Origin of the sequence: Marivirga tractuosa DSM 4126 (genome assembly GCF_000183425.1) — a bacterium.
Taxonomy (GTDB): domain Bacteria; phylum Bacteroidota; class Bacteroidia; order Cytophagales; family Cyclobacteriaceae; genus Marivirga; species Marivirga tractuosa.
The window spans coordinates 942,527-965,003 of record NC_014759.1 but is presented as its reverse complement, the minus strand read 5'-3'; the positions used below and the strand labels follow the sequence as shown (position 1 = coordinate 965,003).

Annotated in this window: 20 protein-coding genes; 3 read left to right on the top strand and 17 right to left on the bottom strand. The window is 34.8% G+C overall.

The features are described 5' to 3' along the window. Positions 1 to 45 precede the first annotated feature (45 nt). The 14 genes from FTRAC_RS03915 to FTRAC_RS03850 form a co-directional block, all read right to left on the bottom strand. Positions 46 to 996, bottom strand: a complete 951-nt coding sequence (locus FTRAC_RS03915; RefSeq protein ID WP_013452934.1) for a bifunctional riboflavin kinase/FAD synthetase — start codon at positions 994 to 996, stop codon at positions 46 to 48. Continuing rightward, on the bottom strand, positions 983 to 1,678 hold the full coding sequence (gene truB / locus FTRAC_RS03910) for a tRNA pseudouridine(55) synthase TruB (protein WP_013452933.1): 696 nt from the start codon (positions 1,676 to 1,678) through the stop codon (positions 983 to 985). The genes FTRAC_RS03915 and truB overlap by 14 nt, the downstream gene beginning before the upstream one ends. After that, the gene (locus FTRAC_RS03905; protein WP_013452932.1) at positions 1,675 to 2,472 is read right to left on the bottom strand and encodes an undecaprenyl-diphosphate phosphatase; all 798 of its coding nucleotides are present in this window, start codon (positions 2,470 to 2,472) and stop codon (positions 1,675 to 1,677) included. Before FTRAC_RS03905 ends, truB begins: the two co-directional genes overlap by 4 nt. A gap of 3 nt (positions 2,473 to 2,475) precedes the next feature. Next, positions 2,476 to 2,685, bottom strand: a complete 210-nt coding sequence (locus FTRAC_RS03900) for a DUF3098 domain-containing protein (RefSeq protein ID WP_013452931.1) — start codon at positions 2,683 to 2,685, stop codon at positions 2,476 to 2,478. A gap of 107 nt (positions 2,686 to 2,792) precedes the next feature. After that, positions 2,793 to 3,689, bottom strand: coding sequence for a cell division protein FtsX (locus tag FTRAC_RS03895; protein ID WP_013452929.1), 897 nt, complete (start codon positions 3,687 to 3,689; stop codon positions 2,793 to 2,795). A 118-nt stretch (positions 3,690 to 3,807) separates the two neighbouring features. Further along, positions 3,808 to 4,704 carry a hypothetical protein gene (locus tag FTRAC_RS03890; RefSeq protein ID WP_013452928.1) on the bottom strand — a complete coding sequence of 299 codons (897 nt, stop codon included), beginning with the start codon at positions 4,702 to 4,704 and terminating at the stop codon, positions 3,808 to 3,810. A gap of 5 nt (positions 4,705 to 4,709) precedes the next feature. Further along, complete coding sequence (locus tag FTRAC_RS03885) at positions 4,710 to 5,255, bottom strand: RNA polymerase sigma factor (RefSeq protein ID WP_013452927.1); 546 nt, start codon at positions 5,253 to 5,255, stop codon at positions 4,710 to 4,712. 143 nt (positions 5,256 to 5,398) lie between these two features. After that, the gene (gene pdeM / locus FTRAC_RS03880; protein ID WP_013452926.1) at positions 5,399 to 6,046 is read right to left on the bottom strand and encodes a ligase-associated DNA damage response endonuclease PdeM; all 648 of its coding nucleotides are present in this window, start codon (positions 6,044 to 6,046) and stop codon (positions 5,399 to 5,401) included. A 4-nt stretch (positions 6,047 to 6,050) separates the two neighbouring features. Then, positions 6,051 to 6,482, bottom strand: coding sequence for a DUF2147 domain-containing protein (locus tag FTRAC_RS03875; protein WP_013452925.1), 432 nt, complete (start codon positions 6,480 to 6,482; stop codon positions 6,051 to 6,053). Positions 6,483 to 6,520: 38 nt separating this feature from the next. Beyond that, positions 6,521 to 8,950, bottom strand: a complete 2,430-nt coding sequence (locus FTRAC_RS03870) for a ligase-associated DNA damage response DEXH box helicase (protein ID WP_013452924.1) — start codon at positions 8,948 to 8,950, stop codon at positions 6,521 to 6,523. Beyond that, positions 8,943 to 10,544: an ATP-dependent DNA ligase gene (locus FTRAC_RS03865; RefSeq protein ID WP_013452923.1), complete on the bottom strand. Its 1,602-nt coding sequence runs from the start codon at positions 10,542 to 10,544 to the stop codon at positions 8,943 to 8,945. Before FTRAC_RS03865 ends, FTRAC_RS03870 begins: the two co-directional genes overlap by 8 nt. 47 nt (positions 10,545 to 10,591) lie before the next feature. Then, a complete protein-coding gene (locus FTRAC_RS19145; RefSeq protein ID WP_013452922.1) occupies positions 10,592 to 12,526 on the bottom strand; it encodes a GAF domain-containing protein in 1,935 nt (644 codons plus the stop codon). A gap of 169 nt (positions 12,527 to 12,695) precedes the next feature. Then, positions 12,696 to 14,903 (bottom strand): sodium-translocating pyrophosphatase, encoded by a 2,208-nt coding sequence (locus FTRAC_RS03855; RefSeq protein ID WP_013452921.1) that lies wholly within the window; start codon positions 14,901 to 14,903, stop codon positions 12,696 to 12,698. 394 nt (positions 14,904 to 15,297) lie between these two features. Continuing rightward, entirely contained in the window at positions 15,298 to 15,705 is a 408-nt protein-coding gene (locus tag FTRAC_RS03850) for a hypothetical protein (protein ID WP_013452920.1), read from the bottom strand. Positions 15,706 to 15,865: 160 nt separating this feature from the next. On the opposite strand from FTRAC_RS03850, the gene hppD reads away from it, so the two are divergent. From hppD to FTRAC_RS03835, 3 genes are all read left to right on the top strand, one after another. Beyond that, positions 15,866 to 16,960 (top strand): 4-hydroxyphenylpyruvate dioxygenase, encoded by a 1,095-nt coding sequence (gene hppD / locus FTRAC_RS03845; RefSeq protein WP_013452919.1) that lies wholly within the window; start codon positions 15,866 to 15,868, stop codon positions 16,958 to 16,960. A 382-nt stretch (positions 16,961 to 17,342) separates the two neighbouring features. Continuing rightward, entirely contained in the window at positions 17,343 to 19,064 is a 1,722-nt protein-coding gene (locus FTRAC_RS03840; RefSeq protein ID WP_013452918.1) for a phospho-sugar mutase, read from the top strand. 228 nt (positions 19,065 to 19,292) lie between these two features. After that, complete coding sequence (locus FTRAC_RS03835) at positions 19,293 to 19,793, top strand: metallophosphoesterase family protein (protein WP_013452917.1); 501 nt, start codon at positions 19,293 to 19,295, stop codon at positions 19,791 to 19,793. A gap of 187 nt (positions 19,794 to 19,980) precedes the next feature. On the opposite strand, the gene FTRAC_RS03830 is transcribed toward FTRAC_RS03835, so the two are convergent. The 3 genes from FTRAC_RS03830 to secG form a co-directional block, all read right to left on the bottom strand. Continuing rightward, entirely contained in the window at positions 19,981 to 20,697 is a 717-nt protein-coding gene (locus tag FTRAC_RS03830; RefSeq protein ID WP_013452916.1) for a TonB-dependent receptor, read from the bottom strand. Position 20,698: 1 nt separating this feature from the next. Continuing rightward, positions 20,699 to 21,853: a hypothetical protein gene (locus FTRAC_RS03825; RefSeq protein ID WP_013452915.1), complete on the bottom strand. Its 1,155-nt coding sequence runs from the start codon at positions 21,851 to 21,853 to the stop codon at positions 20,699 to 20,701. A 187-nt stretch (positions 21,854 to 22,040) separates the two neighbouring features. Next, on the bottom strand, positions 22,041 to 22,475 hold the full coding sequence (gene secG / locus FTRAC_RS03820) for a preprotein translocase subunit SecG (protein WP_013452914.1): 435 nt from the start codon (positions 22,473 to 22,475) through the stop codon (positions 22,041 to 22,043). Between the last annotated feature and the right edge of the window lie 2 nt (positions 22,476 to 22,477).

Sequence of the window (22,477 nt, the reverse complement as noted above, 5' to 3'; positions counted from 1 at the left end):
ATGTTTAATACTAAGCTTATAAAATATAATCTTATTTAAAGTTAACTATTTTGAATGATTCTTAAGATGTTGATTCAGTATTTGTATAGCTTTTTCTTTATCTTTTTGTAACTGTTTGCTTAATGCTGCTTTAGAATCAAATTTTATTTCTTCTCTTAATCTTTTGATAAAGTTGATTTTAATTTTTTCGCCATAAATATCATCATTAAAATCAAAGATATTGGCTTCAATCTTCTTGGTTTTACCATCCACAGTGGGTCTATAGCCAATATTTAGCATTGCTTTATATTGCTGTCCTTTTAGCTCGGCTGTAACTGCATAAACTCCATCAGCAGGAACTAATTTATAGGGTTCCTCAACCTGAATATTGGCTGTCGCAAAACCTAGTGTTTTGCCAATTTTATCACCGCCAACTATTTCGCCATTGATTTCATAATATCTACCTAAAAAATCATGAGCTAATTCTACTTTGCCATCCTCAATTGCATTTCTAATTTTAGTAGAACTGATTCCTACGTCATCAATAGTTTGCTTTGGAATCTCTTCAACTTCAAAACCATATCTATTAGAATGTTTTTTTAAATGCTCGAAACCACCCTCTCTATCCTTCCCGAAACGGTGATCATAACCAATTACTAATCTTTTGGTGTGTAAAGCTGAAATAATAATCCGCTGAATGAATTGCTCTGAAGTCCACTGAGAAAACTCTTTGGTGAAATGTACTCTCACGATATGATCTAAGCCTAATTGGTCAAGAATTGCTGCTTTTTCATCGAAAGTGGTTAGTAATTTCAAATCATCTTGATTATTACCTAATACATAGCGAGGATGAGGCCAGAAAGTGACTAAGGCTGTCTCCCCTTCCACTGATTTGGCTAATTCTATTATCCTACTGATTATTTCCTGATGCCCAAGATGAATACCATCGAAAGTTCCAATGGTCACCACTGCATTTTTAATGCCTTCTAAATTTTCATATCCGTCATGGACGATCATTTGTGTCGACTTTATTATTTTTCACAAATTCATTTAAGTTGTCAGCATCTTCAACGGAAAAATCACCTATTTTTGTTCTTCTTAATGCTGATAAGTAGGCTCCGACACCTAGCTTTTCTCCAAAATCATGCGCTAAACTCCGAATATATGTCCCTTTTGAGCAACGCACTCTGAAAGAAACTTTGTTTTCTTTGAAATCAGTGATTTCAAATTCGCTAATAGTTACGACTCTTGATTTTAATTTAACCTCTTTACCTTCTCTGGCCAAGGAATATGCCCTTTTCCCACCTGTTTTGACAGCTGAAAATATAGGTGGAGTTTGTTCTATTTCTCCTGTAAAATAGGCGGTGTTAGATTTTAAATCTTCTAATGTTAGATGACTAGTCTCTTTTTGGAATTCAGGCTCTGTTTCCAAATCATATGAAGGAGTGGTGTAACCCAAGGTAAATTCTCCTGTGTATTCCTTTTCCTGTGCCTGGTATTTTTCTATTGACTTGGTCATTTTCCCTGTACATAAAATTAATAAGCCTGTAGCTAAGGGATCGAGAGTACCAGCATGACCAATCTTCTTTACTTTTAAAGTGAATTTTAGTTTCTTTACTACATCAAAGGAAGTCCAGTTAAGTGGTTTGTCAATCAATAGGACTTTTCCTTCATTATAGCTATTTATGTTTTCACTCATATTAACTGACTTATAATTGCGATACTACCTACGATAGCGCAATAGATTGCGAAATAAATAAGTTTACCTTCTTTAACTATTTTGATCATGGCCTTGCAAGCAAATAGGCCTGCTAAAAATGCCATTAAGAAGCCCATGAAAAGAACGAATCCACCGGTTTGATGGGCTACTGCTGGCTTTTCCAAATAATCCAATAGTTTTAACAGAGAAGCACCTAAGATTGGTATTAATACCATTAAGAAGGAGAATCTAGCAGCTTTTTCTTTATTTACTCCTATTAGCAGTGCGGTTGCAATGGTAGCTCCTGATCGAGATATGCCTGGCAGAATGGCAATGGATTGAGCTATCCCTATGATAATGGCTTGCCAATATTTTACAGGTCCACCTTGTTTATTTCTTACTACTTGGGTAAATGCTAATAAAATAGCAGTTACAAGCAACATGCTGCCAACTAGAATTAAATTCCCTGTAAAAAAACTTTCTACTTGTTCTTCAAAGAATATTCCGATGATCGCAATGGGAATCATTGACAGCACAATTTTTACTGTAAAATCATAAGATTCATTCCATTGGAAGGTAAAAATGCCTTTGAAAATATTGGCTATATCTTTACGAAAAACAATAATAGTGGATAGCGCAGTAGCGGCATGCACCAGCACGGAAAACAATAAACTTTCGGCAGTATGTGCATTTAATAAGACAGCACCAATTTCAAGATGTCCACTACTACTTACAGGTAAAAATTCTGATAGTCCTTGTATAATACCAAGGATAATAGCTTCTAATAATCCCATTTTTTAGTGCTTAGGCTTCTTTAGGATAGCAAATATTTCAATGATGAAACCTATGAAAACGATAATAGGTCCTAATGTCAATCCTAAAAATCCAAAGCCATACTGCTCAGTATCTAAAGTCATAATAATAAAACCAATGATAAGGGTTAAAACTCCAGCAATCATCAAGATATAATTGCTTTTTCCAAATGCTAATTTCTTTTTTTCTGACATAAAGCTATTTATATGGTATCAAAAATTTATTTAAACGATATTTTATGTTTCAGTAAAGATTATGACATGTTTAAGTCAATTCCTTACAAAGTTATTTCTGATATAATTCAGTATAGTTCATCTAACGACATTGACATATACTTCTGTATTGCTCTATAGGTGCTAAAACTTGCAATAATGATCCCTGTAATTAAAAGTCCACCTAAAATAATTAACAACATTTCATGATTTTGTAATTCAGCCAAGCCTTCAAGTTTTTGGCTTCCATACGTTAATAAGGCAAATAGTAATCCGCCTGCTATTAAAGCAGAAATTATTCCATGCCAAATGGAACGGTAGATAAATGGTTTTCTGATAAACCCGTTAGTAGCTCCAACTAATTGCATGCTTCTTATCAAGAATCTTTGCGAAAATAATGCTAATTTAATGGTATTGTTAATTAGAATTCCTATTACAATAAAAAGTAAGACTGAGATACTTAATAAGACAAGGCTGATTTTAGTAATATTTTCGTTTATGCTTTGAACCATATTATCAGTATAAATGACCTCAAAAACGCCATTAATATTTTCAATATCTTTTTGTACAGTTGCCATTTTTTCAGACGAATGATACTCAGGAGAAATTTTTACTATGTATGCATCTTTCAGGGGATTATCACCTAAAAACTGCATGAAATCTTCACCAGTCTCTTCTATAAATTTTTCTGCTGCCTCTTTTTTAGATATAAAACGGATTGGTTCGATATTCTCTTCATTGAGCACATAATTCCTTGATGCTAGTGATTTGCTCACCCTCAATTGCTGAGGTTCAGAAAGGTTGGATTTGAGATAAACCTGCATTTCAACATTTTGTTGAATGACTTTGGTTAAAGAAGTTGTGGTGGAAATTAACAGTGCAAATAAACCTAATATAAAAAGCGCTAATGTCATGCTTAATATGACACTGATAAAGGGGTAATGCCCTAACTTCTTCTTCTTTCTATATTTTTTCTCTTTGCTCATATTTGAAAGCTCAAAAATAAGAATTTATTTATGCTTAGCTTATTAAATCCGTAAAAAACCAAAAAAAGCTTCCCATTTTCATGAAAAGCTTTTCTATTAATTATTAAAAAGTATGAGATTATTCTTGCACAATGAGCTGAATTTCCATTTTCAGCATTTCATCTTGAATCTTTCGTAATTCTGTTACCTCTGTAGTATTGTCTTTTATGACATACACCTCATTATTATGACTTAAAAATAATTGCTTTTTACCCTTGTCATTTAATTCAATAATTTGGTATGGCGTTTTCTTAAAGTTACCGTATAGATACAGCTTCGAATTATAGTATTGATAATGAAAATTATCAGTATCGTCCAAAGCCTTATGAAATTCTATTTCAGTTTTGTCAGCCCGATTGAGTGCTACTTCTCGACTCTCAATATTTGCCAATTCTTCCCCTTCACTATGATTTGTGAAAAGTTGATCATCTTCATATGACATCAAAGCTTGAGGTTGAACTTTAGCAGTAGTATTTGTTTCTTCTTTCGCTAATTGCTTGTTCTTATCTTCTTGAACAGTAGTAGTTTTTTGAACTTTGGTGGAGAAAACTTCTGCTTTACTTGCCATGGATCTATCTTCAGCTAAATCTGGGAAATCAGCTGTAGAATAATTGTTGAATGCAATTTCTTGATATGCTTTAAGATCAATGGGTTTGATTTTATTGTCAAACGAAGTCAAAGACCAATATAATACACTTCCGAAAATTGTAACACCTGCAATTGTGCCAGCTAGCCATTTGACACCACTACCAGCAAATAATCCTGTGTTTGCAGGGAGATCAATGGAAGCCAACCTAGATTTTAACTCTAATTTTCTGGCATTGGAAATACCTTTTACAATATTTTGCTGCAAATCAAATTCGGCCTTAACTAAAGGGTCTGATTTGATTTTGGCATCAAGCATAGCTTTTTCAGCGGGGGAGATGTTCCCCTCAAAATATGCTTCTATTAAGCGAAAATAATTGGTTTCACTCATAATTGTTAGTCTAAAAAGTCGCTGGCTTTGTACCTTGAACGGATCAAATCATCCAGCCTTTTTTTACATTTATATCTTTTCGTTTTAGCGGTATCGCTATTTGCTAGCCCCATTTTTTTAGCAATCTGATCCATCGAAAGACCGTCAAAATAATGATAACTTAAAATTTGCTTACATGAATCGCCCAATTCACTGATGCAATCATGGATGATTTTAATCATCTCCTGATTTTCTAATTGGTTGTATTCGCTTTCTTCTTTGTCACTATCTTCAAATTTCCTTTTTCTATCTAATTCCTTTCTCCATAGGTTTTTACAAACACTATAGAGATAAGTGCTGATTTTTGAAGTAAGTTCAAAATTAACATCCATGGCTTTTTGCCAAAAGACAATCAAAGCATCTTGAAAAACATCCAAAGCCTCTTGCTCTGTACCGTTATTTCTCAGAATCATTCTCAACATCATTTTATAGTGTTGCTCATAGAGATAATCCAAAGCAGATTCATCACCTAATTTGATGCGTTGTATGATTTGACTGTCCGTTAATTTCATTTGTTAATACTGCTCAGAGGTGTTTGGTAACCCCTCTGAGCAAATTTATTATAATTATAAGTAAATTTTTATAAATATTCGAATGCAAAAGGCTTTGTTTTCTTACACGGGACTGTTCAATTGATGGAAAAGTACTTTCTACATTATTCCACTATTGTTACTGATTCAGTTAAAATAGCAAAAGCCTTGCAGCCCTTTTTAGGCTTTATCTTTGCCAATCCAGTAAAGCTTCCAAAGGCTGGTAAAGTCATTTGAGTTTCCTGCAAATAGAAGCAAGGGAGTGTTAAATAGGATTTTCCTTTTCCTTTTATACTGATGCCTGGATGAATATGTCCGCAAAAATTTACTTGTCCTTCTTTTAGCACCTCTTTTTTCAAAGGATGATGAGTTAAGATAAACGGAGAGAAGGGATAAGGTTCTTCCTCAATTTTAAGATGACTGAGTTTATAAACTGATTCGTTTAATATGTCGTGATTTCCTTTAATTAGGACAAATTCTATTGTTGGATGCTGTGCCAAGAAATCATTGAATATAGTCCATTCATTATTTATGTCACTATGAAATAAATCGCCCAAGAAGAATACTCTTTTTGGGCGAAATTTTGAGATAATATTTTCGATTCTGTCAATTTCAGCTGTCACAATAGCCATAGGAACGGCAATTCCAGATTTTCTGAAATGAGTAGTTTTTCCGAAATGTAAATCAGCAATAAAAGCTGTTTGCTGTCGTGACCAATAAATAATTTTATGCTCTGAAAGCAGTAAATTCTCTCCTGCTAGTTCAATTTCCAATTGATTAATTTACTTTTTTCCAAGTTTGGGTTCTGTAGAAAAAGGCAACATAGCCCCTTACTTTCAATTCTTCTCCGTCTCTCCATAAAACACAATCATAAACTTTCCCATCTTTAGGGTCCATTATAGTTCCATCATCATATTCCTCATCTCCTGCATCCCATTCCATTCCTCTAATAATTTCCATTCCGATGATTTTTTCATTTTTTCTATCGCCAGGGCAAACATCACAAATTGGATCTTGCTCTTCATCTGGTCCCCTAAAAAGCTTGGTTATTTTCCCGTAAACCTTTCCGTCTTTTTCGAAAATCTCTACTATGCTTTTTTCCTTTCCGGTTTCGTCATCAATCGTTTTCCATTTACCTGTTACATCTGACTGGGCAAAGGCGCCAAAACTAATTCCGATAAATAATACTAATAAACTTATTTTTCTCATCCTTTATAAAATGTTTTAATGTCAAATGTAAAATAATTTTATATATTTTCTAATTGTAGTTGCATTTTTGCCACTCTTTCTTCTATAGTTTCGGTTGAAAATTTTTCCCTTAGCCTATCCACCATAATAGGGAACGCAAAGGGAGTGGGTTTACTTGTTTTGATATATATGATTTTTTGTTGATTGATTTTTTGCATGGATTTCATTAGTCGTTCTTGTTCCAATTGTTGCTCGATGACCTCTCTGTGAGCCTGAAGAAGTAATAAATTCTTGGGTTCATACTCTGTAAAAACATCAAATAGTATAGATGAGGAAGCTTGAATATGCTTCTCTTTAATGTTTTTCCCAGGAAATCCCCTGAAAATCAATCCTGAAATGGAAGCGATGTCTCGAAATTTTCGTTTTGCCATTTCAGTTTCATTAATACCTAATAGAACATCTTCTTTTATATTTTCCATTGAGAAGAGATCAAGAGAAAGCATTTCTTCGAAATCAAATTGTTCATCTGTTAGCAATTCTAAGCCATAATCATTAATGGCTATTGAAAAGGTGATGGGTTGCGATACGCTTATTCTATAAGCAATTAAACCTGCTAATACTTCATGGATAAAGCGACCTTCAAAAGGAAATATGAAAATGTGAAAACCTTCTTTTGAAATGGTAGATTCGATCAATAGTTCATTTGCTTTAGGTACGGTCGAAAGCTCCATTTGTCTTTTGATCAACGGGTGAATTTTTAGAAGTTCAATCTCATCCAACTCATTCTTTCTAATTTTTTCTAATTTTTGTTTGATATAGTATGATAATTGAGACGATAAGGGCATTCTTCCACCCATCCACTGCGGGATTTGACCAGTTGTTCTTTTGCTTTTTCTGACTTGAACGGTCATATCTTTTAAGCGAATGTATTCTAATGGCTTTCCGCTAAACCAAAACACATCGCCTGGTTTCAATTTGCTGATGAAATATTCTTCAATGGTTCCAAGATGTCCACCTTTCACATATTTAACATTCAATACTTGATCACCTACAATGGTGCCAATAGAAAGCCGGTGCCGCATTGCCATTCTTTTATTGACTACTTTTATTAAACCATTTTCGGTAATGGTTTTTTGGTATTCATCATAGGCCGATAAGCTTTCACCTCCCGTTTTAAGAAAGTTTAAAAGCCAATTCCAATCTTTTTTGTTCAAATTTTGATAACAAAAAGTAGTTTTGATTTCCAAGTAGAGTTTTTCAGGATCGAATCCATCACCTACAGCTAGCGTTATCATAAATTGTAAAAGTACATCCAAAGCCATTTGAATAGGAATTCTGGCTTCAAATTCCTTGTTTTTAATGGCAGTTCGCAAGGCTGCACCTTCAATTAACTCCAAAGAATGTGTGGGTAGAAAATATATTTTACTTATTTCGCCAGGTCGGTGTCCACTTCTTCCAGCTCTTTGCGCAAAACGCGCTACACCTTTGGGGCCACCTACTTGAATAATGGTATCCACGGGACGAAAATCAACTCCTAAGTCCAAACTCGATGTGCAAACCACCACTTTAATTTGTCCGCTATGAAGTGCTTCTTCCACCCAGACTCTAATTTGATTGTTTAATGACCCATGATGCATGGCAATTGCTCCTGCTAATTCAGGGTCTTTATTTAACAATTGCTGATACCAAATTTCTGTTTGTGAGCGAGTATTGGTAAAGATTAAAGTTGTTTTGTTTTTATGGATGATAGGTAAGACCTTATCAATGAGCTTTATTCCCAAATGCCCAGCCCAAGGATATTTTTCTACTTCATCTGGTAAAATAGATTCAATTTTGATTTCTTTATCCAAGTTGGCACTGATAAACTTACCTTCTTTATCATTTTGACCCAGAAGTACTTTTTGGGCTTCAGACAAATTTCCAATGGTAGCTGAAATGCCCCATATTTTTAATTTATTCTTGCTTAATTTCTTGAAAGAGGAGAGTGCTAACTCCACCTGAACTCCTCTTTTGCTACCAAGCAATTCATGCCATTCATCGACCACTATTGCTTCCAGGTTTTTAAAATACTCTGTCGAATTTTTTTGACTTAGCAGCAAGTGTAAACTTTCCGGTGTTGTGATTAAGCAGTCAGGTGGTGTTTTCTTTTGTCTTTGACGGTCTTTGATGGAAGTATCTCCTGTTCTAATTTCAATTTTCCAATCAAAGCCAAAATCTTGAGCAGCCTCTTGCATTGCCAATTGAATATCTTTAGATAAAGCTCTCAAGGGTAATATCCATATGAACTTTAAACCCTTTGTAGGTTTTTCATCGAGTTTGGAAATCAAATAGCCAACCCAAAGGGCATAAGTTTTCCCGCTACCGGTAGGCGCATTCAGTAGACCAGAATGGCCTGCAACTATACTTTCCCATGTCTCAATTTGAAATGGAAATGGCTCCCAATTTTTATTTTGGAACCAGTTTATTCCTGCCTTTATTCGCTTATCCATATTTTTCCAAGAGATGTTGCAGATCGGTTAATTTATTGGCTTCCGAAATCGGTTTGTCTTGACGCCATCTTTTTATTCGTGGAAAGCGAAGAGCGATACCTGATTTATGCCGATTAGAGACTTGAATACCTTCAAATGCGATTTCAAATACTAGTTCGGGTTTTACAGTTCTAACAGGACCAAATTTCTCTTTTGTATTTTTCTTAACGAACGCATCCACTTTTTTCATTTCAGCATCTGTCAGACCTGAATAGGCTTTTGCAAAGGGTATTAATTCATCCTCATTCCATACCGCCAGTGTGTAATCAGAATACAAATCAGCCCTTCTCCCGTGTCCTTTTTGGGCGTAAATCATAACGCCATCAATCGTTAGCGGGGCAATTTTCCATTTCCACCAACTTCCTCTTTTTCTACCCGCTTCATAAATGGAGTTTTTTTTCTTGAGCATTAGGCCTTCTGTTTTCAGGCTTCTGGATTTTTTTCGAATTTCAATTAATTCTACCCAGTCAGAAAATTCAATGCTTTGTGAAGCTAAGAGAATTGGATGATCTATTTCTAATAGAAGCTGATTTAAAAGTTGGGTTCTATATGATAAGGCCTTAGTCCTTATGTCTTTTCCTTTATGTTCAATTATATCATAGCAGATGAAAACTACAGGAGCTTTTTTTATTAGGTTTTTGGTAATGTTTTTCCTTCCAATTCTAGTTTGCAGTACGCCAAAGGATAATGGCTCTCCATTACGATAAGCTGTAATTTCACCATCCAGAACTGCTCCATTGGGTAGTTTTTCGGCCATTTCGACAAGTTCAGGGAATTTTTCCGTCACTAATTCTTCTCCTCTGCTCCAGATGAAGACTTCATCATTTCTTTTAATGATTTGCCCCCGGATTCCATCCCATTTCCATTCCGCTTGCCACTCTGCAGGATTTAGCTCCTCTTGGATTTCCTGAGTTTCTATTGGATGAGCTAAATAAAAAGGGTAAGGGCGTGAAGCTAAGTCATTTTTACTTTCTTCCAGAATCAGTTCTTGAAAAGTGAAATTCTCTGGTGACCAATTGCCCATTAATCGATGTGCAATTATCGATTTATCTATGTCAAATGCTTCACTTAAAGCTTTGGTAATAAGGTTTTGTGAGACACCCACTCGCCATCCACCTGTCATAATTTTAGTAAAAACGAATCTTTCTTGTGGATCTAATTCTTTATAGATACTTTGAAGTCGCTTTTTTTTCTCTTCTATACTTTTATCTCTAAGGCTAATTAAAGTCTTTATATAGTAGGAGAGAAGATTGTCAACTTCCTTATAGCCTTCATCAGTGGAAGCTACCAAAAGTGAAATAGTTTCAGCTAAATCCCCCACTACTTGATAGGATTCCTGAAAAAGCCATTCAGGAATACCTGTCCACTCGGTGACCCAGTCTTTAAGTAAATTAGTATTGACCGTTCTTTTTGGTTTACGATGAGTGAATAGAGCCAAGGTCCAGATTTTATCTTGATCGTTGGCTGATAAAAAATAATTTTTTAAAGCATTAACCTTGTCATTGGTTTTATTGCTTTGGTCGAGAGATGTTATAAGTTGTGCAAATTCTTTCAAGTCTGAAGGTTTAGAAATTCTATAACAGACTTAAATTTATTATGTTCTTAAAAATTCTCTTTCCTAATAAATATGCATGCAATTTTCACTGGATTCCCATTTTCATCAGAAACAGGCATACAATGAGCAATAACTGGCATTTCTTGACCCTTTTTGTTAATCAATTTAGCTGATTTACTCATCGACATATTATCCGTAATATTAACCCAAGTCTGATTCCAATCTACATCATCCTCATCTAAGAATAGTTTTTTTCTATCCAAATTAATTAAATCTTCATTATCCCAACCAGTTTGTAGTTCTAATTGGCTGTTGATTTCTAAAATTTTACCTTCTTTATCAAACTCAGCCACCATAGTGGATATACTCACTGCTTGGTTGAAAGCCCCCATTTCGCGGCTTTGTCTTTCCATTTCCTCTTGTGTGGCTTCTAATTCTTCCGCATTTTGACGCATTTCTTCTTCTTGCGCTTGCAGTTGCTCTGCTTTCATTTGGGATTCTTCCAAGAGCTTTTTGGTTTCCATTGAAACTTGTAGTCCTTGGATAGTAGAAGCTATGCTTTCCCCTACTTTTTCAATAAATTCTTTATGATATTCTTCATAAGGTTGAAACGAGGCTAGTTCAATAATTCCGAATACTTCCTCATTCAATTTCATTGGGCTGATTAAAATGTATGTAGGATTTGCTTCGCCTAAGCCTGAACGAATAGAAACATAGTCCTCTGGGATTTCAGATAAGTAGATGAATTCTTTTTCTAAATAGCATTGTCCTACCAGTCCTTGTCCAGGATTTATTTCTTTTTGAAGGAATTTTTGTCTGTGATAAGCATAAGCTCCTTTTAGTACTATTTTTATATTTTGCTCATCTTCTTTGTTAACTATAAATAGTGATCCTTGAATAGATTCTGTATATTCAACCAACTCAGAAATAAGTTTAGCAGACAAATCCTCAATATTATCATCATTTTTACGGAGTATGTCGCCAAACTTAGCGACACCTTCATTAAACCATACTCTTCTTTTATCTTGCTCCGCTACATTTTGAAGTTTATTGCGCATTTCAGCTAAAGATTCTCCCAAGTGCCCTTGATTATCAAAAACGGTAATATCTGTACTGAAATCTCCTTTTCCAACCTCATCTGCAAATCTTGTGATGCCTTTTAGGTTAGTGGTTAATTCATTAATAGCTCTAATGATAGAATTCAATTCATCTTCTGATTCTTTCATTTCTTCTGGTAAGTTACCATGAGCTAATTCTCGAATGTTAACTTTCAGATATTTAATCCTCAACAATACAGATCGTATAATATAAAGTGCAATAATCGTACTTATAATAAAGGCAATAATAAATTCAATTGTAAGAATTATTGGGATATTATTTTCGGCTTCTTCAATGCTTTTAATTGATTGCTCTTCTGCTCGTGCTAGCTCATCTTTGATGTTATTTGTAAGAAATGTCAAATGCATAATATCATCAATGACTTCTTCACTATTTAAGCTTTCATAGCTTAGTTCAGAAATGGCTTCTTTTTGCTTGCTTTTAATATTGGGTAAATGAGCATTGAGTTCTTCCGTAAATGCAATCACATCTTGATCTCCAAATTCTCTAACCAAACTATCTAATTCATCTACTTTTGGATAAATGTCATTAAACCAGCGATTTTCTATGTCGTTTTTGAAAAATTCATCTTCGGTGCTGATATATCTAAAAGAAAGAATGGTAGTTAAGTCAACCAATTGCTGGATTTCAGCAGCAAGCCTACTACTATTTTTATTGAGGGCAATTAAGTCTTTTCCTTTGTTTATTTGTTTGTTCCATGAGTAATTGCTGCTAATCAGCATGATAATAGCAAAAGCACCCATTAATAAGAATCCAATGGTGATTCTTCCTTGAAGGGTTTTAAAATCTACACGAATATATTTCTTAAGGGAGAATGACTTCTTTTGTCTACTTCTATTTTCTTGAGAATTTTTTTCTGCCATTGGATTTGAATTTGTATTACTTCTAAAAAGTATCAGCAAAATATAAATGATTTGCTGTAAATACAATAAAAGCTGTGTGAATTGGTGTTCAAATATTTCAAGACCTTATAAAAATAAAAAGGTTAGTCAAAATTTTGACTAACCTTTCCTAAAATATCTAAAATTAAGCTTATTTCTCAGCTTTGATTACTTCACTTTTTTCAACCACTATTTCTTTTGATTCTTTCTTCACTTCTGCAGTGTTGTGATCTTTAACAGAAATATGAGGAGCAATAACTAATGCTACAATAGACATTAATTTAATCAAGATATTCATTGACGGGCCTGAAGTATCCTTAAATGGATCCCCGACAGTATCTCCAGTTACGGAAGCTTTATGCGCTTCAGAACCTTTATACTCCATCTTTCCATTTATTTCTACACCTTTTTCAAATGACTTCTTAGCGTTATCCCAAGCACCACCGGCATTGTTTTGGAAAATACCCATCAAAACACCTGAAACCGTAACACCAGCTAATAAACCACCTAAGATTTCAGCTGATGAAGTATCAGCGAAAACACCTTTCAAGCCAAATCCTACTAACAATGGAGTGATCAATGCAATCGCACCAGGTAAAATCATTTCTCTGATAGAAGCTTTAGTAGAAATATCCACACATTTTTCATATTCAGGCTTAGTAGTGCCTTCCATAATGCCAGGCATTTCTTTGAATTGTCTTCTTACTTCCTGAACCATGTCCATAGCGGCTCTACCAACAGCTGCAATAGCTAGTGAAGAGAAGATAAATGGAATCATGCCACCTACAAATAAGGCAGCTAAAACTGGTGCTTTATAAATATCGATTGAGTCAATACCAGAAATACCAACGAAAGCGGCAAAAAGTGCTAATGCAGTTAATGCAGCTGAAGCAATGGCAAATCCTTTACCTGTTGCAGCAGTTGTGTTTCCTACTGCATCTAAATTATCTGTTCTGTCTCTTACTTCTTCTGGTAATCCACTCATTTCAGCAATACCACCTGCATTATCAGCAATTGGTCCGAATGCATCAATTGCTAATTGCATAGCAGTAGTTGCCATCATACCTGCTGCAGCGATCGCAACACCATAAAGTCCAGCAAATTCATATGAAACCACAATACCTACTGCTAATACCAATATTGGCATTACAGTAGATTGCATACCTACCGCTAATCCGCCAATGATATTTGTTGCAGCTCCTGTGCTAGATTGTTTTACAATGGATAAAACAGGCTTTCTGCCCATGGCAGTATAGTATTCAGTAATGATACTCATTAAGGCCCCAACTATCAAACCAGTAAAGATTGCCCAGAAAACATCCATACTTGTAAATGAGAAATCTCTGATGATCATAGTTTCAGGAAGCATATATTCTACTAAGAAGAATGAAGCTACTACTGTCAAAATGATGGAAGACCAGTTTCCCCAGTTAAGAGCTTTTTGAACACTATCAGTCTCTTTTGAGATTCTTACAAATAAAGTTCCGATTATAGAAAACACTAAACCTAAACCTGCAATAATCATTGGAAGTAAGATAGGAGCGATACCACCAAATTGGTCTTCAGAGATAATTTCTCTACCTAAAACCATAGAAGCCAAGATGGTTGCAACATATGAACCAAATAAATCAGCACCCATACCCGCAACATCACCTACGTTATCTCCAACATTATCTGCGATAGTCGCAGGGTTTCTTGGATCATCTTCTGGAATTCCAGCTTCCACCTTTCCAACTAAATCAGCTCCAACATCAGCAGCTTTGGTATATATACCACCACCAACACGGGCAAAAAGGGCAATGGACTCAGCTCCCAATGAGAAACCAGCCAATACTTCTAATGCTTTTTCCATTTCCAGACCGTTAACATCGCCACCTGTTTGGATCACATACATGTTATAGAAGAAAATAAACAATATACCCATTCCGAAAACGGCAAGACCTGCAACACCTAATCCCATTACAGTACCGCCAGAAAAAGAAACCCTCAAGGCTTTTGCTAAACTGGTTTTGGCAGCTTGTGTGGTTCTCACATTTGCTTTTGTTGCAATATTCATACCCACATATCCCGCAAATGCAGAGAATACTGCACCTATTATAAATGAAATTGCAATGACAGGGGAAGAAGTTTCCACTAGCGTTCCGGAATAAGCCAGTAAAATACCAGCGATTATTACAAAGTAGAACATCACTTTCCACTCAGCTCTTAAAAAAGCCATTGCGCCCTTGGCTATATAGCCGGCTAATTCCGTCATCCTTTCATCTCCAGCATCTTGCTTAGAAACCCATGCGGATTTTATAGCCATAACAATCAGTCCCACAATCCCGAGAATCGGGACAATCCAGATAATATTGCTCATAAGTTTTATTTATTTTTTGAAACGCTGCAAATATAGAGGGATGATTGGTAAATGGAAATAATTAATAAAAGAAAATGTTGATTTGATTAATTGACCATTTGCGATATTTGATTTGGGTAAATGATGAATTGGTTAAGGAAGGATTTTAATTAAAGGTTGAAGATTTGACAGGTTATGAAATTCATAACGGCACAAGCGATATGCGCGCGCCAGCTTTGAGCCAGACTTCCAGCCTTACCTAACTTTCGAAAAAAGTCTGTTAGCTTGTATAAAAAAATCCTTCTCTGCAGTAGAAAAGGATTTCTTAAGATATTTTTATTTCAATAAAATTATATGGCTGGCCTGCACACGGGTGTCGCATGTGACCTGAATATCATAATCCAAAAAACTTTTTTTATTCAGCTCTCCAAACCACTTCTTTATGATCATTTCCAGCTTGAAGGACAATTCTAGTAGGCTGTGGAGCTAAAGCCAAAGTTACCTTTGAGCTTGCAAAATCATCTGCTTCAACTAAAACTCCTTGTCCTGGGGCTACATCTATTGTGTCTTCTTTGACAACATACTCATCAGCCAAGTAGGCTATCGGAAGCAAGACATCATTGTCAGGACAAAATTCATCGTGAACATCTGCCAATGCTTCTTCTAAATATTCTCCGTAATTTTCTTGAAAGTCGTCTTCCATATCATGGAGCTCCTCTTCAATTTTATCGTAGTCTTTATCAGCGTATGTTAGTTTACTTAAAGCAATTTTTGCTTTTACTAGTGCTGTCAAATCCTCGTCTAACTTTTTAATATCTATCATGCTTAAGTGCTGTTATTTTCAGAACGTAAAATTCTTTAGATTGCCAATAACTTCCAAGTAAACGGGAGACTATTTAGGAATAGTTTGAGAAATATTTCAAATACCGCCTAAAAAACATAATTTTGAACTGGAAATAATAATGCAATCGATTTAAACTACTATGGAACAGGATTTTTTGCCTATTAATGGCACCGATTACATCGAATTTTATGTTGGAAATGCAAAGCAATCAGCTATGTATTACCAAACAGCTTTTGGATTTGAGTTGAAAGCCTATGCCGGACCAGAAACAGGCATCAAAGACAGGGCTTCGTATATGTTGCAGCAAGGGAAAATCCGTTTGGTTTTGACCTCTTCTTTAGCACCTGATACGGAAGTGTCTAAACATGTGAATTTGCATGGAGATGGCGTAAAAGTATTAGCGCTTTGGGTGGATGATGCTGAATTGTCTTATAATGAAACTACTAAAAGAGGAGCGAAATCCCATACTCCACCAAAAACCATTAAAGATGAACATGGTGAGGTAACGGTAGCTTCTATTCATACTTATGGAGACACCATTCATACTTTTGTGAATAGACATGATTATAAGGGTGTTTTCTTGCCAGGCTTCGTAGAAAAAACAAGTGAATTGCCAGTGAAACCTATTGGTTTGAAATATGTTGACCATTGTGTAGGCAATGTTGGATGGGGTGAAATGAATACTTGGGTTGATTTCTACCGAGATGTAATGGGCTTCAATCTATTAATAACCTTTGATGATAAAGACATCGCTACGGATTATACCGCATTAATGTCCAAGGTAGTTTCTAATGGAAATGGTTTTATTAAGTTCCCAATCAATGAGCCGGCAGAAGGTAAAAAGAAATCTCAAATTGAAGAATATATAGATTTCTATAAAGGGGCTGGTGTTCAGCATATTGCCATTGCTACTGATGATATTGTAGATACAGTATCTGAAATGCGCAGAAGAGGAGTAGAATTTTTAAGAGTTCCTGATACCTATTATGAGAGTTTATGGGAAAGAGTAGGTGAAATAGAAGAGGATATTGAACCAATCCGGGAGAATAATATTTTGGTGGATCGAGATGATGAAGGTTATTTACTTCAGATTTTTACAAAGCCTGTTCAGGATAGACCAACTGTTTTTTATGAAATCATTCAGAGAAAAGGAGCTAAATCTTTCGGTAAAGGAAACTTTAAAGCTTTATTTGAGGCTATTGAGAGAGAGCAGGAGTTGAGAGGGAATTTGTAAATTAATTATTTGATTTCAAAAGCCTAAGTGTTTGAACTTCACTAGGCACTCGTGTCACGCGTGCCCCAACTTTCGTCTGTTTGCAAACTAAGCACAAGCGGACACTTGCGCTATAGAAGCTGTGTGCTCCAACTGGTTCAAGCGTCCGCTTAGACCGAATCAGCACAAAAGTACACTTGCTCTATAAAAACTTATTGAAAAAATTTAAAACCATAGGAATCATTTTCTATGGTTTTTTCTTTTTCAGGATTTTTCGAATAGTATTTATTTTTTGCTAATTGATTATTCTGTAATTTAAGCCTTATAATACATTACAGAATCATATATTGAAGCACTAAGCTTTTGAAAATTAGATCTTAAATCATTAAAATATAGGACCAATATGACAAGTCAGGAAAAAGCCCAACAATGGTTAGAAAGTAAATCAGTAGATGAAGCTACCAAACAGCAGATTAAAGAACTGCAGGAGAATAATAAAGAAGAATTTGAGGAATCATTTTATAAGGACTTGGAATTTGGAACGGGTGGTTTACGTGGAATTATGGGTGTTGGGAGTAACCGAATGAACAAATATACTTTAGGAATGGCTACTCAAGGCTTGAGCAATTATTTGAACAAAACCTTTAAAGAGCAGGGGGTTTCTGTTGCTATTGCACATGATTGTCGAAATAATGCTGAAGAATTTGCTAGAGTGGTAGCTGATGTTTTTACTGCCAATAATATAAAAGTATTCTTTTTTGATAGCTTGCGTCCAACACCAGAATTATCTTTCGCCATTCGTCATTTGGGCTGTAAAAGTGGAGTGGTTTTAACAGCATCGCATAACCCTAAAGAATATAATGGATACAAAGCTTATTGGACAGATGGTGCACAAATGGTTGCTCCACATGATTTGAATGTGATGAATGAAGTGCAGTCCATAACATCTATTGATGAAGTACATTTTGAAGGAAAAGAGACATTAATTGAAAGTATAGGTGAAGATATAGATGAAGCTTATTTGGACGAGGTGAAGAAAATATCGCTTTTTCCTGATGCAACTGAAGCTGATAAATCCATTAATATTGTTTTCTCCTCTATTCATGGAACAGGTATCACATTGGTGCCTAAGGCTTTAGAGATGTATGGTTTTAAGAATGTGCATATTGTTGAAGATCAAGCTGAACCAAACGGTAATTTTCCAACTGTAGTTTATCCTAATCCAGAGGAAAAAGAAGCGATGTCGATGGCTTTGGCTAAAGGGAAAGAAGTTGATGCAGATATTGTTATGGCTACTGACCCAGATGCTGACCGTGTAGGGATTGCCATTAAAAATGCAAGAAATGAGTTCGAGCTACTCAATGGAAATCAAACAGGTTCATTATTAATCTATTATTTATTGAGCAGATGGAGTGAGTTAGGAAAGTTGGATGGCAATCAATACATAGTAAAGACTATTGTAACCACAGAACTTTTCAAAAATATAGCGGATGCATACCAAGTGGAGAGTTATGATACTTTAACAGGTTTCAAAAATATAGCAGCAGTTATCCGTGAGCTTGAAGGAAAGAAAACTTTTATTGGTGGTGGAGAAGAAAGCTACGGCTACATGATAAGCGATTATGTGCGCGATAAAGATGCAATAGCTTCCGTGGCCATGATTGCTGAAATGACGGCTTATGTGAAATCTCAAGGGAAAACGCTTTATGAATACTTGATTGAGATGTATTTGAAATTTGGTTTTTATCGTGAAGATTTGGTTTCCATTACTAAAAAAGGAAAATCAGGTAGCGAAGAAATAAAAGCCATGATGACTAGGTTTAGAGAAGAACCTCCAAAAAAATTAGCAGGAACCAAAGTAGTGGAAGTAAGAGATTATCAGAAATCCACTATTTTGGATATGGAAAGTGGTAAGAAGAGCCGATTGGATTTTCCTTCTTCTAATGTGCTTCAATTCTTTTTGGAAGATGGAAGTAAGATTTCTGCCAGACCTTCTGGTACGGAGCCTAAAATTAAGTTCTATGTAAGTGTGAAAGGAAAATTAAGAAGTAAAGAGAGTTTTGAAGCAGATTTCTCTGAACTGGGTGATATTATAAAATCTTATTTGGATGGGCTGGATTTGTAGGAGTTATTGAAACTTAGTTTCAATAGGTAAGGCCCCTGCCTCCCGACTTTCAGTGCGGGACTGGTTACGCTGGGGTGACGCACTGATTGTAGTTTGAATGGTAATAAATATCTTAACCTACTCATTAAATTCCGTGCGTCATCCCTTTGAAGAAAGGGTTCTATCCATTTTAATCTCTGATTAAAATATCCGTTCGCTTCTTAATCTACCACAATACAACCTCCAAAAATGAAAATAGGCTTAATATCTGATACACACAGCTATTGGGATGACACAATCCCAAACTATTTCAAAGACTGCGATGAAATATGGCATGCAGGTGATGTGGGGGAAGCAGGTCAGATACTGGAGAAGCTAAATCAGATTGCACCGACTTTGGTAGTTTATGGAAATATTGATACTCCTGAATTTCAAAGGACTTATCCAGAAGATTTATTTATTGAGAGAGAAAGAGTGAAAATATTCATGACTCACATAGGAGGGAAGCCGCCTTCTTACAATCCTAGAGTCAGGAAATTAATTGAATCCGAAAAGCCTGATGTTTTTATTTGCGGACATTCTCATATTTTAAGAGCTATGCCCGATAAAAAGCCTCATAATTTACTCTATCTAAATCCGGGTGCTGCAGGTAATCAAGGCTTTCATAAAATCAGGACGATGATGCGATTTGAGATTAATAATGGTAAAGTAGAGAAGTTGGAGGTGATTGAATTGGGGAAAAGGGGGTAAAGTGATGAAGTGTTTAGATTTTGAGGTGAAAAAGTGAAGTATTTAGGTGACTTTATGATTGCTAAAAGATGACAGATTAAAATATATGGTGAAAATGAATTACTGATGTAATCATAGATTCATATCAAAAAGGATGCAAAAAAAAGGAAATTAGTTGGATTTCCTTTTTTTGCTTTTACATAACAGATTAAAATGAATATGAAATGTTTAATCCTAAACTATGGTAGGTAACAGAACTTGTATAGGGTTCATTCCCATCCGAATCTATTATTAGTATTCTGCGTAAGTATGAAATTCCTCTATCATAATTAATACCTATCGAAATATTCTCATTTAAAATATAATTTAGTCCTACATTTCCCAATAAGATGTAATCTACTCCATCCTCTCTATAGGTGTTTCCAAAATATGACCTCTCTTCAAAAAAAGGTTTAAAGAAATATCGTATTTCAGTTCCAAGTTTAAGCTTCCATTTATCAGCAATATTAAAGCCAATTTGAGGGTGCAGCCCAATATAAAATCTGGTTTTAGCCAAGGTTTGATCTAGGTAATCGATTTCATCGTAATATTTAAGAAAGGTGTCTAAACCCGAAACATTACCACTATTAAAGTAAGCTTGCAATCGATTTTCGTATGGAATTCCTAAAATAACGCCTCCATTGATACCAAAAGAAACATCAATGAGTTTATTTATATGATAATGAAAACCATTTTCTATTTGAAACTCAGTGGTTTTAAAATCACTGACATAAAGACTATTTTCAAAATCAACTAATTTCATATTAAAATCAATGTAATTTTGAAAATTAGAGTAGTTGTCTTTATTTTCACTTTGGTTTTGAGAAAATAAATATTGGTAGTTGAAGCCTACCGCTAGAAGTACTGTTATTGCAATAATTTTCATGTTAGAGTGATATTTCGACAAAGTTATTTCCTATTCCAGTACTAGAAGCTTTAAATTGTACTTTTTCAAAACCAATATAGTTTTGTGTAAAATTTGATCCTACCGAAGGTTCATTAACAATTGCATCTCTTAAATTCATTTCGCCTCTTAATAATACAACATCGTTATAATTACCTGTAGGCCCATATGCATCCGTAAGAACAATTGTTGAAGGACCCGTGCTATAATTTAAACCTATGTCTGGCTGCTGTACCCTAGATAAGGCTTCTCCGAACTTCATATTCTCATTATTATTAAAAGTATAAACTGTATATTCATGTTCAATAATCTGAATGTCTGTTTCATAAAATCTATCAACTGTTGACCATGTACAAAACCTTTTTCTTTCCGCCTTAACACTGTGCAATAACTGTGGAGCATCAATGTTATAAATAACATCATAAGAGTATCCACTAGCACACGTTTTACGAACAACCCAGCTTGCGTTTTGGTAAAAATATTGTACTTTTGCAATTAATCGTCTATCGCTCTTACAACCTGAATTATCATTTGTATACGTGTCCGTTAAAAAAGTTGGTCTTGAATTTCTATTTGAAATATTTGGTTTGATTTCATTAGATTTAACTGGAAGTAATTCTTTGAAATTGGAATTCTTTATATAATGTTCAATTGAATATATGTTGTGCAAGTTATGTTCGACTTTGTTAATGAGAGTTGAATTCTGAAATATACCTAATCTATTGCTTATTAACTGGTACGTTTCATTCTCTATTTTTTCTACGATTGCTTCATCTCTTATTTCAAGTACATCACTGTTATTTTCTATGATATCATAAAATTCAATCTCATCTTCGTAGGAGTCTTCATCTAGTTTTGCAATTTTTGAATAGATATCTTCTAGCACTGTCTTATAGGAAGTAAAATTATTTTTTTTCTCCCATTTCCGTCTTTCTTCACGATTCATGTTTTTAAGATTAGCAATAGTGGTTTGCATTTGCTCTGGAGAACTAAAGTACAATGTGTTATTTAAGTGAGTATCAGTAGTTGCAATCTCTGTCCTAAAATTTGAAGATTGCGTATTACATGGATCAGGTTCTTCTTCACATGAAGAAAATATTATTAAAATAAATAAAAGGATAGGTAATATTTTGGTCATAACTTTAAGGTTTAGTTTAAATTATTATTATAAAGTTAGTAGTATATTTTTATTTTCAAAATTTATTTAAGTGAAAAGTTAAATTTTATATCATTTTATTCATAATAATACTTGAATTCAAATAATTATAAACAAAAAAAGGGAAGCCTTTCGGATTCCCTTCTAATATAATTTCTATACTTAAAGTTTATTCTTCTGAATTGCCTTCTTCAGAGTCTTGAAGTCCTTCAATCAATTCCTGATTTCCACCATCTTGGCTTGCACCTTCTGTATTTCCTTCTTCCTCAGCTGGAGGCAATAAGCCTTCTTCACCGCCACTTTCCATTCCAGGAAGTAAAGTTTCGTCTTGAGCTTTTTCAATGTTAGGACTAGTAAAGCCTGTATCAACAGTTGTAGTTTTGATTACAAAAGAAGAAGCTAAGCTTAATACCACTAGACTAATCGCCAATACCCAAGTGATTTTCTCCAAGATATCGCCTGTTCTTTTTACGCCCACCACCTGACTAGCTCCAGAACCTCCAAATTGGCTGGATAAACCACCGCCTTTAGAATTTTGAGCTAATACTACCAACACCAACAAAATGGCAACTAAAATGATTAAAGTAATTAATAATGTTAACATGT

Coding starts and splice junctions, on each gene's coding strand:
- FTRAC_RS03900 (WP_013452931.1), bottom strand. CDS start 2,685: ATGTCAGAAAAAAAGAAATTAGCATTTGGAAAAAGCAATTATATCTTG.
- FTRAC_RS03885 (WP_013452927.1), bottom strand. CDS start 5,255: ATGAAATTAACGGACAGTCAAATCATACAACGCATCAAATTAGGTGAT.
- FTRAC_RS03835 (WP_013452917.1), top strand. CDS start 19,293: ATGAAAATAGGCTTAATATCTGATACACACAGCTATTGGGATGACACA.
- secG (WP_013452914.1), bottom strand. CDS start 22,475: ATGTTAACATTATTAATTACTTTAATCATTTTAGTTGCCATTTTGTTG.
- truB (WP_013452933.1), bottom strand. CDS start 1,678: ATGAGTGAAAACATAAATAGCTATAATGAAGGAAAAGTCCTATTGATT.
- FTRAC_RS03850 (WP_013452920.1), bottom strand. CDS start 15,705: ATGATAGATATTAAAAAGTTAGACGAGGATTTGACAGCACTAGTAAAA.
- FTRAC_RS03840 (WP_013452918.1), top strand. CDS start 17,343: ATGACAAGTCAGGAAAAAGCCCAACAATGGTTAGAAAGTAAATCAGTA.
- FTRAC_RS03855 (WP_013452921.1), bottom strand. CDS start 14,903: ATGAGCAATATTATCTGGATTGTCCCGATTCTCGGGATTGTGGGACTG.
- FTRAC_RS03905 (WP_013452932.1), bottom strand. CDS start 2,472: ATGGGATTATTAGAAGCTATTATCCTTGGTATTATACAAGGACTATCA.
- FTRAC_RS03875 (WP_013452925.1), bottom strand. CDS start 6,482: ATGAGAAAAATAAGTTTATTAGTATTATTTATCGGAATTAGTTTTGGC.
- FTRAC_RS03870 (WP_013452924.1), bottom strand. CDS start 8,950: ATGGATAAGCGAATAAAGGCAGGAATAAACTGGTTCCAAAATAAAAAT.
- FTRAC_RS03895 (WP_013452929.1), bottom strand. CDS start 3,689: ATGAGCAAAGAGAAAAAATATAGAAAGAAGAAGAAGTTAGGGCATTAC.
- FTRAC_RS19145 (WP_013452922.1), bottom strand. CDS start 12,526: ATGGCAGAAAAAAATTCTCAAGAAAATAGAAGTAGACAAAAGAAGTCA.
- hppD (WP_013452919.1), top strand. CDS start 15,866: ATGGAACAGGATTTTTTGCCTATTAATGGCACCGATTACATCGAATTT.
- FTRAC_RS03825 (WP_013452915.1), bottom strand. CDS start 21,853: ATGACCAAAATATTACCTATCCTTTTATTTATTTTAATAATATTTTCT.
- FTRAC_RS03890 (WP_013452928.1), bottom strand. CDS start 4,704: ATGAGTGAAACCAATTATTTTCGCTTAATAGAAGCATATTTTGAGGGG.
- FTRAC_RS03915 (WP_013452934.1), bottom strand. CDS start 996: ATGATCGTCCATGACGGATATGAAAATTTAGAAGGCATTAAAAATGCA.
- FTRAC_RS03830 (WP_013452916.1), bottom strand. CDS start 20,697: ATGAAAATTATTGCAATAACAGTACTTCTAGCGGTAGGCTTCAACTAC.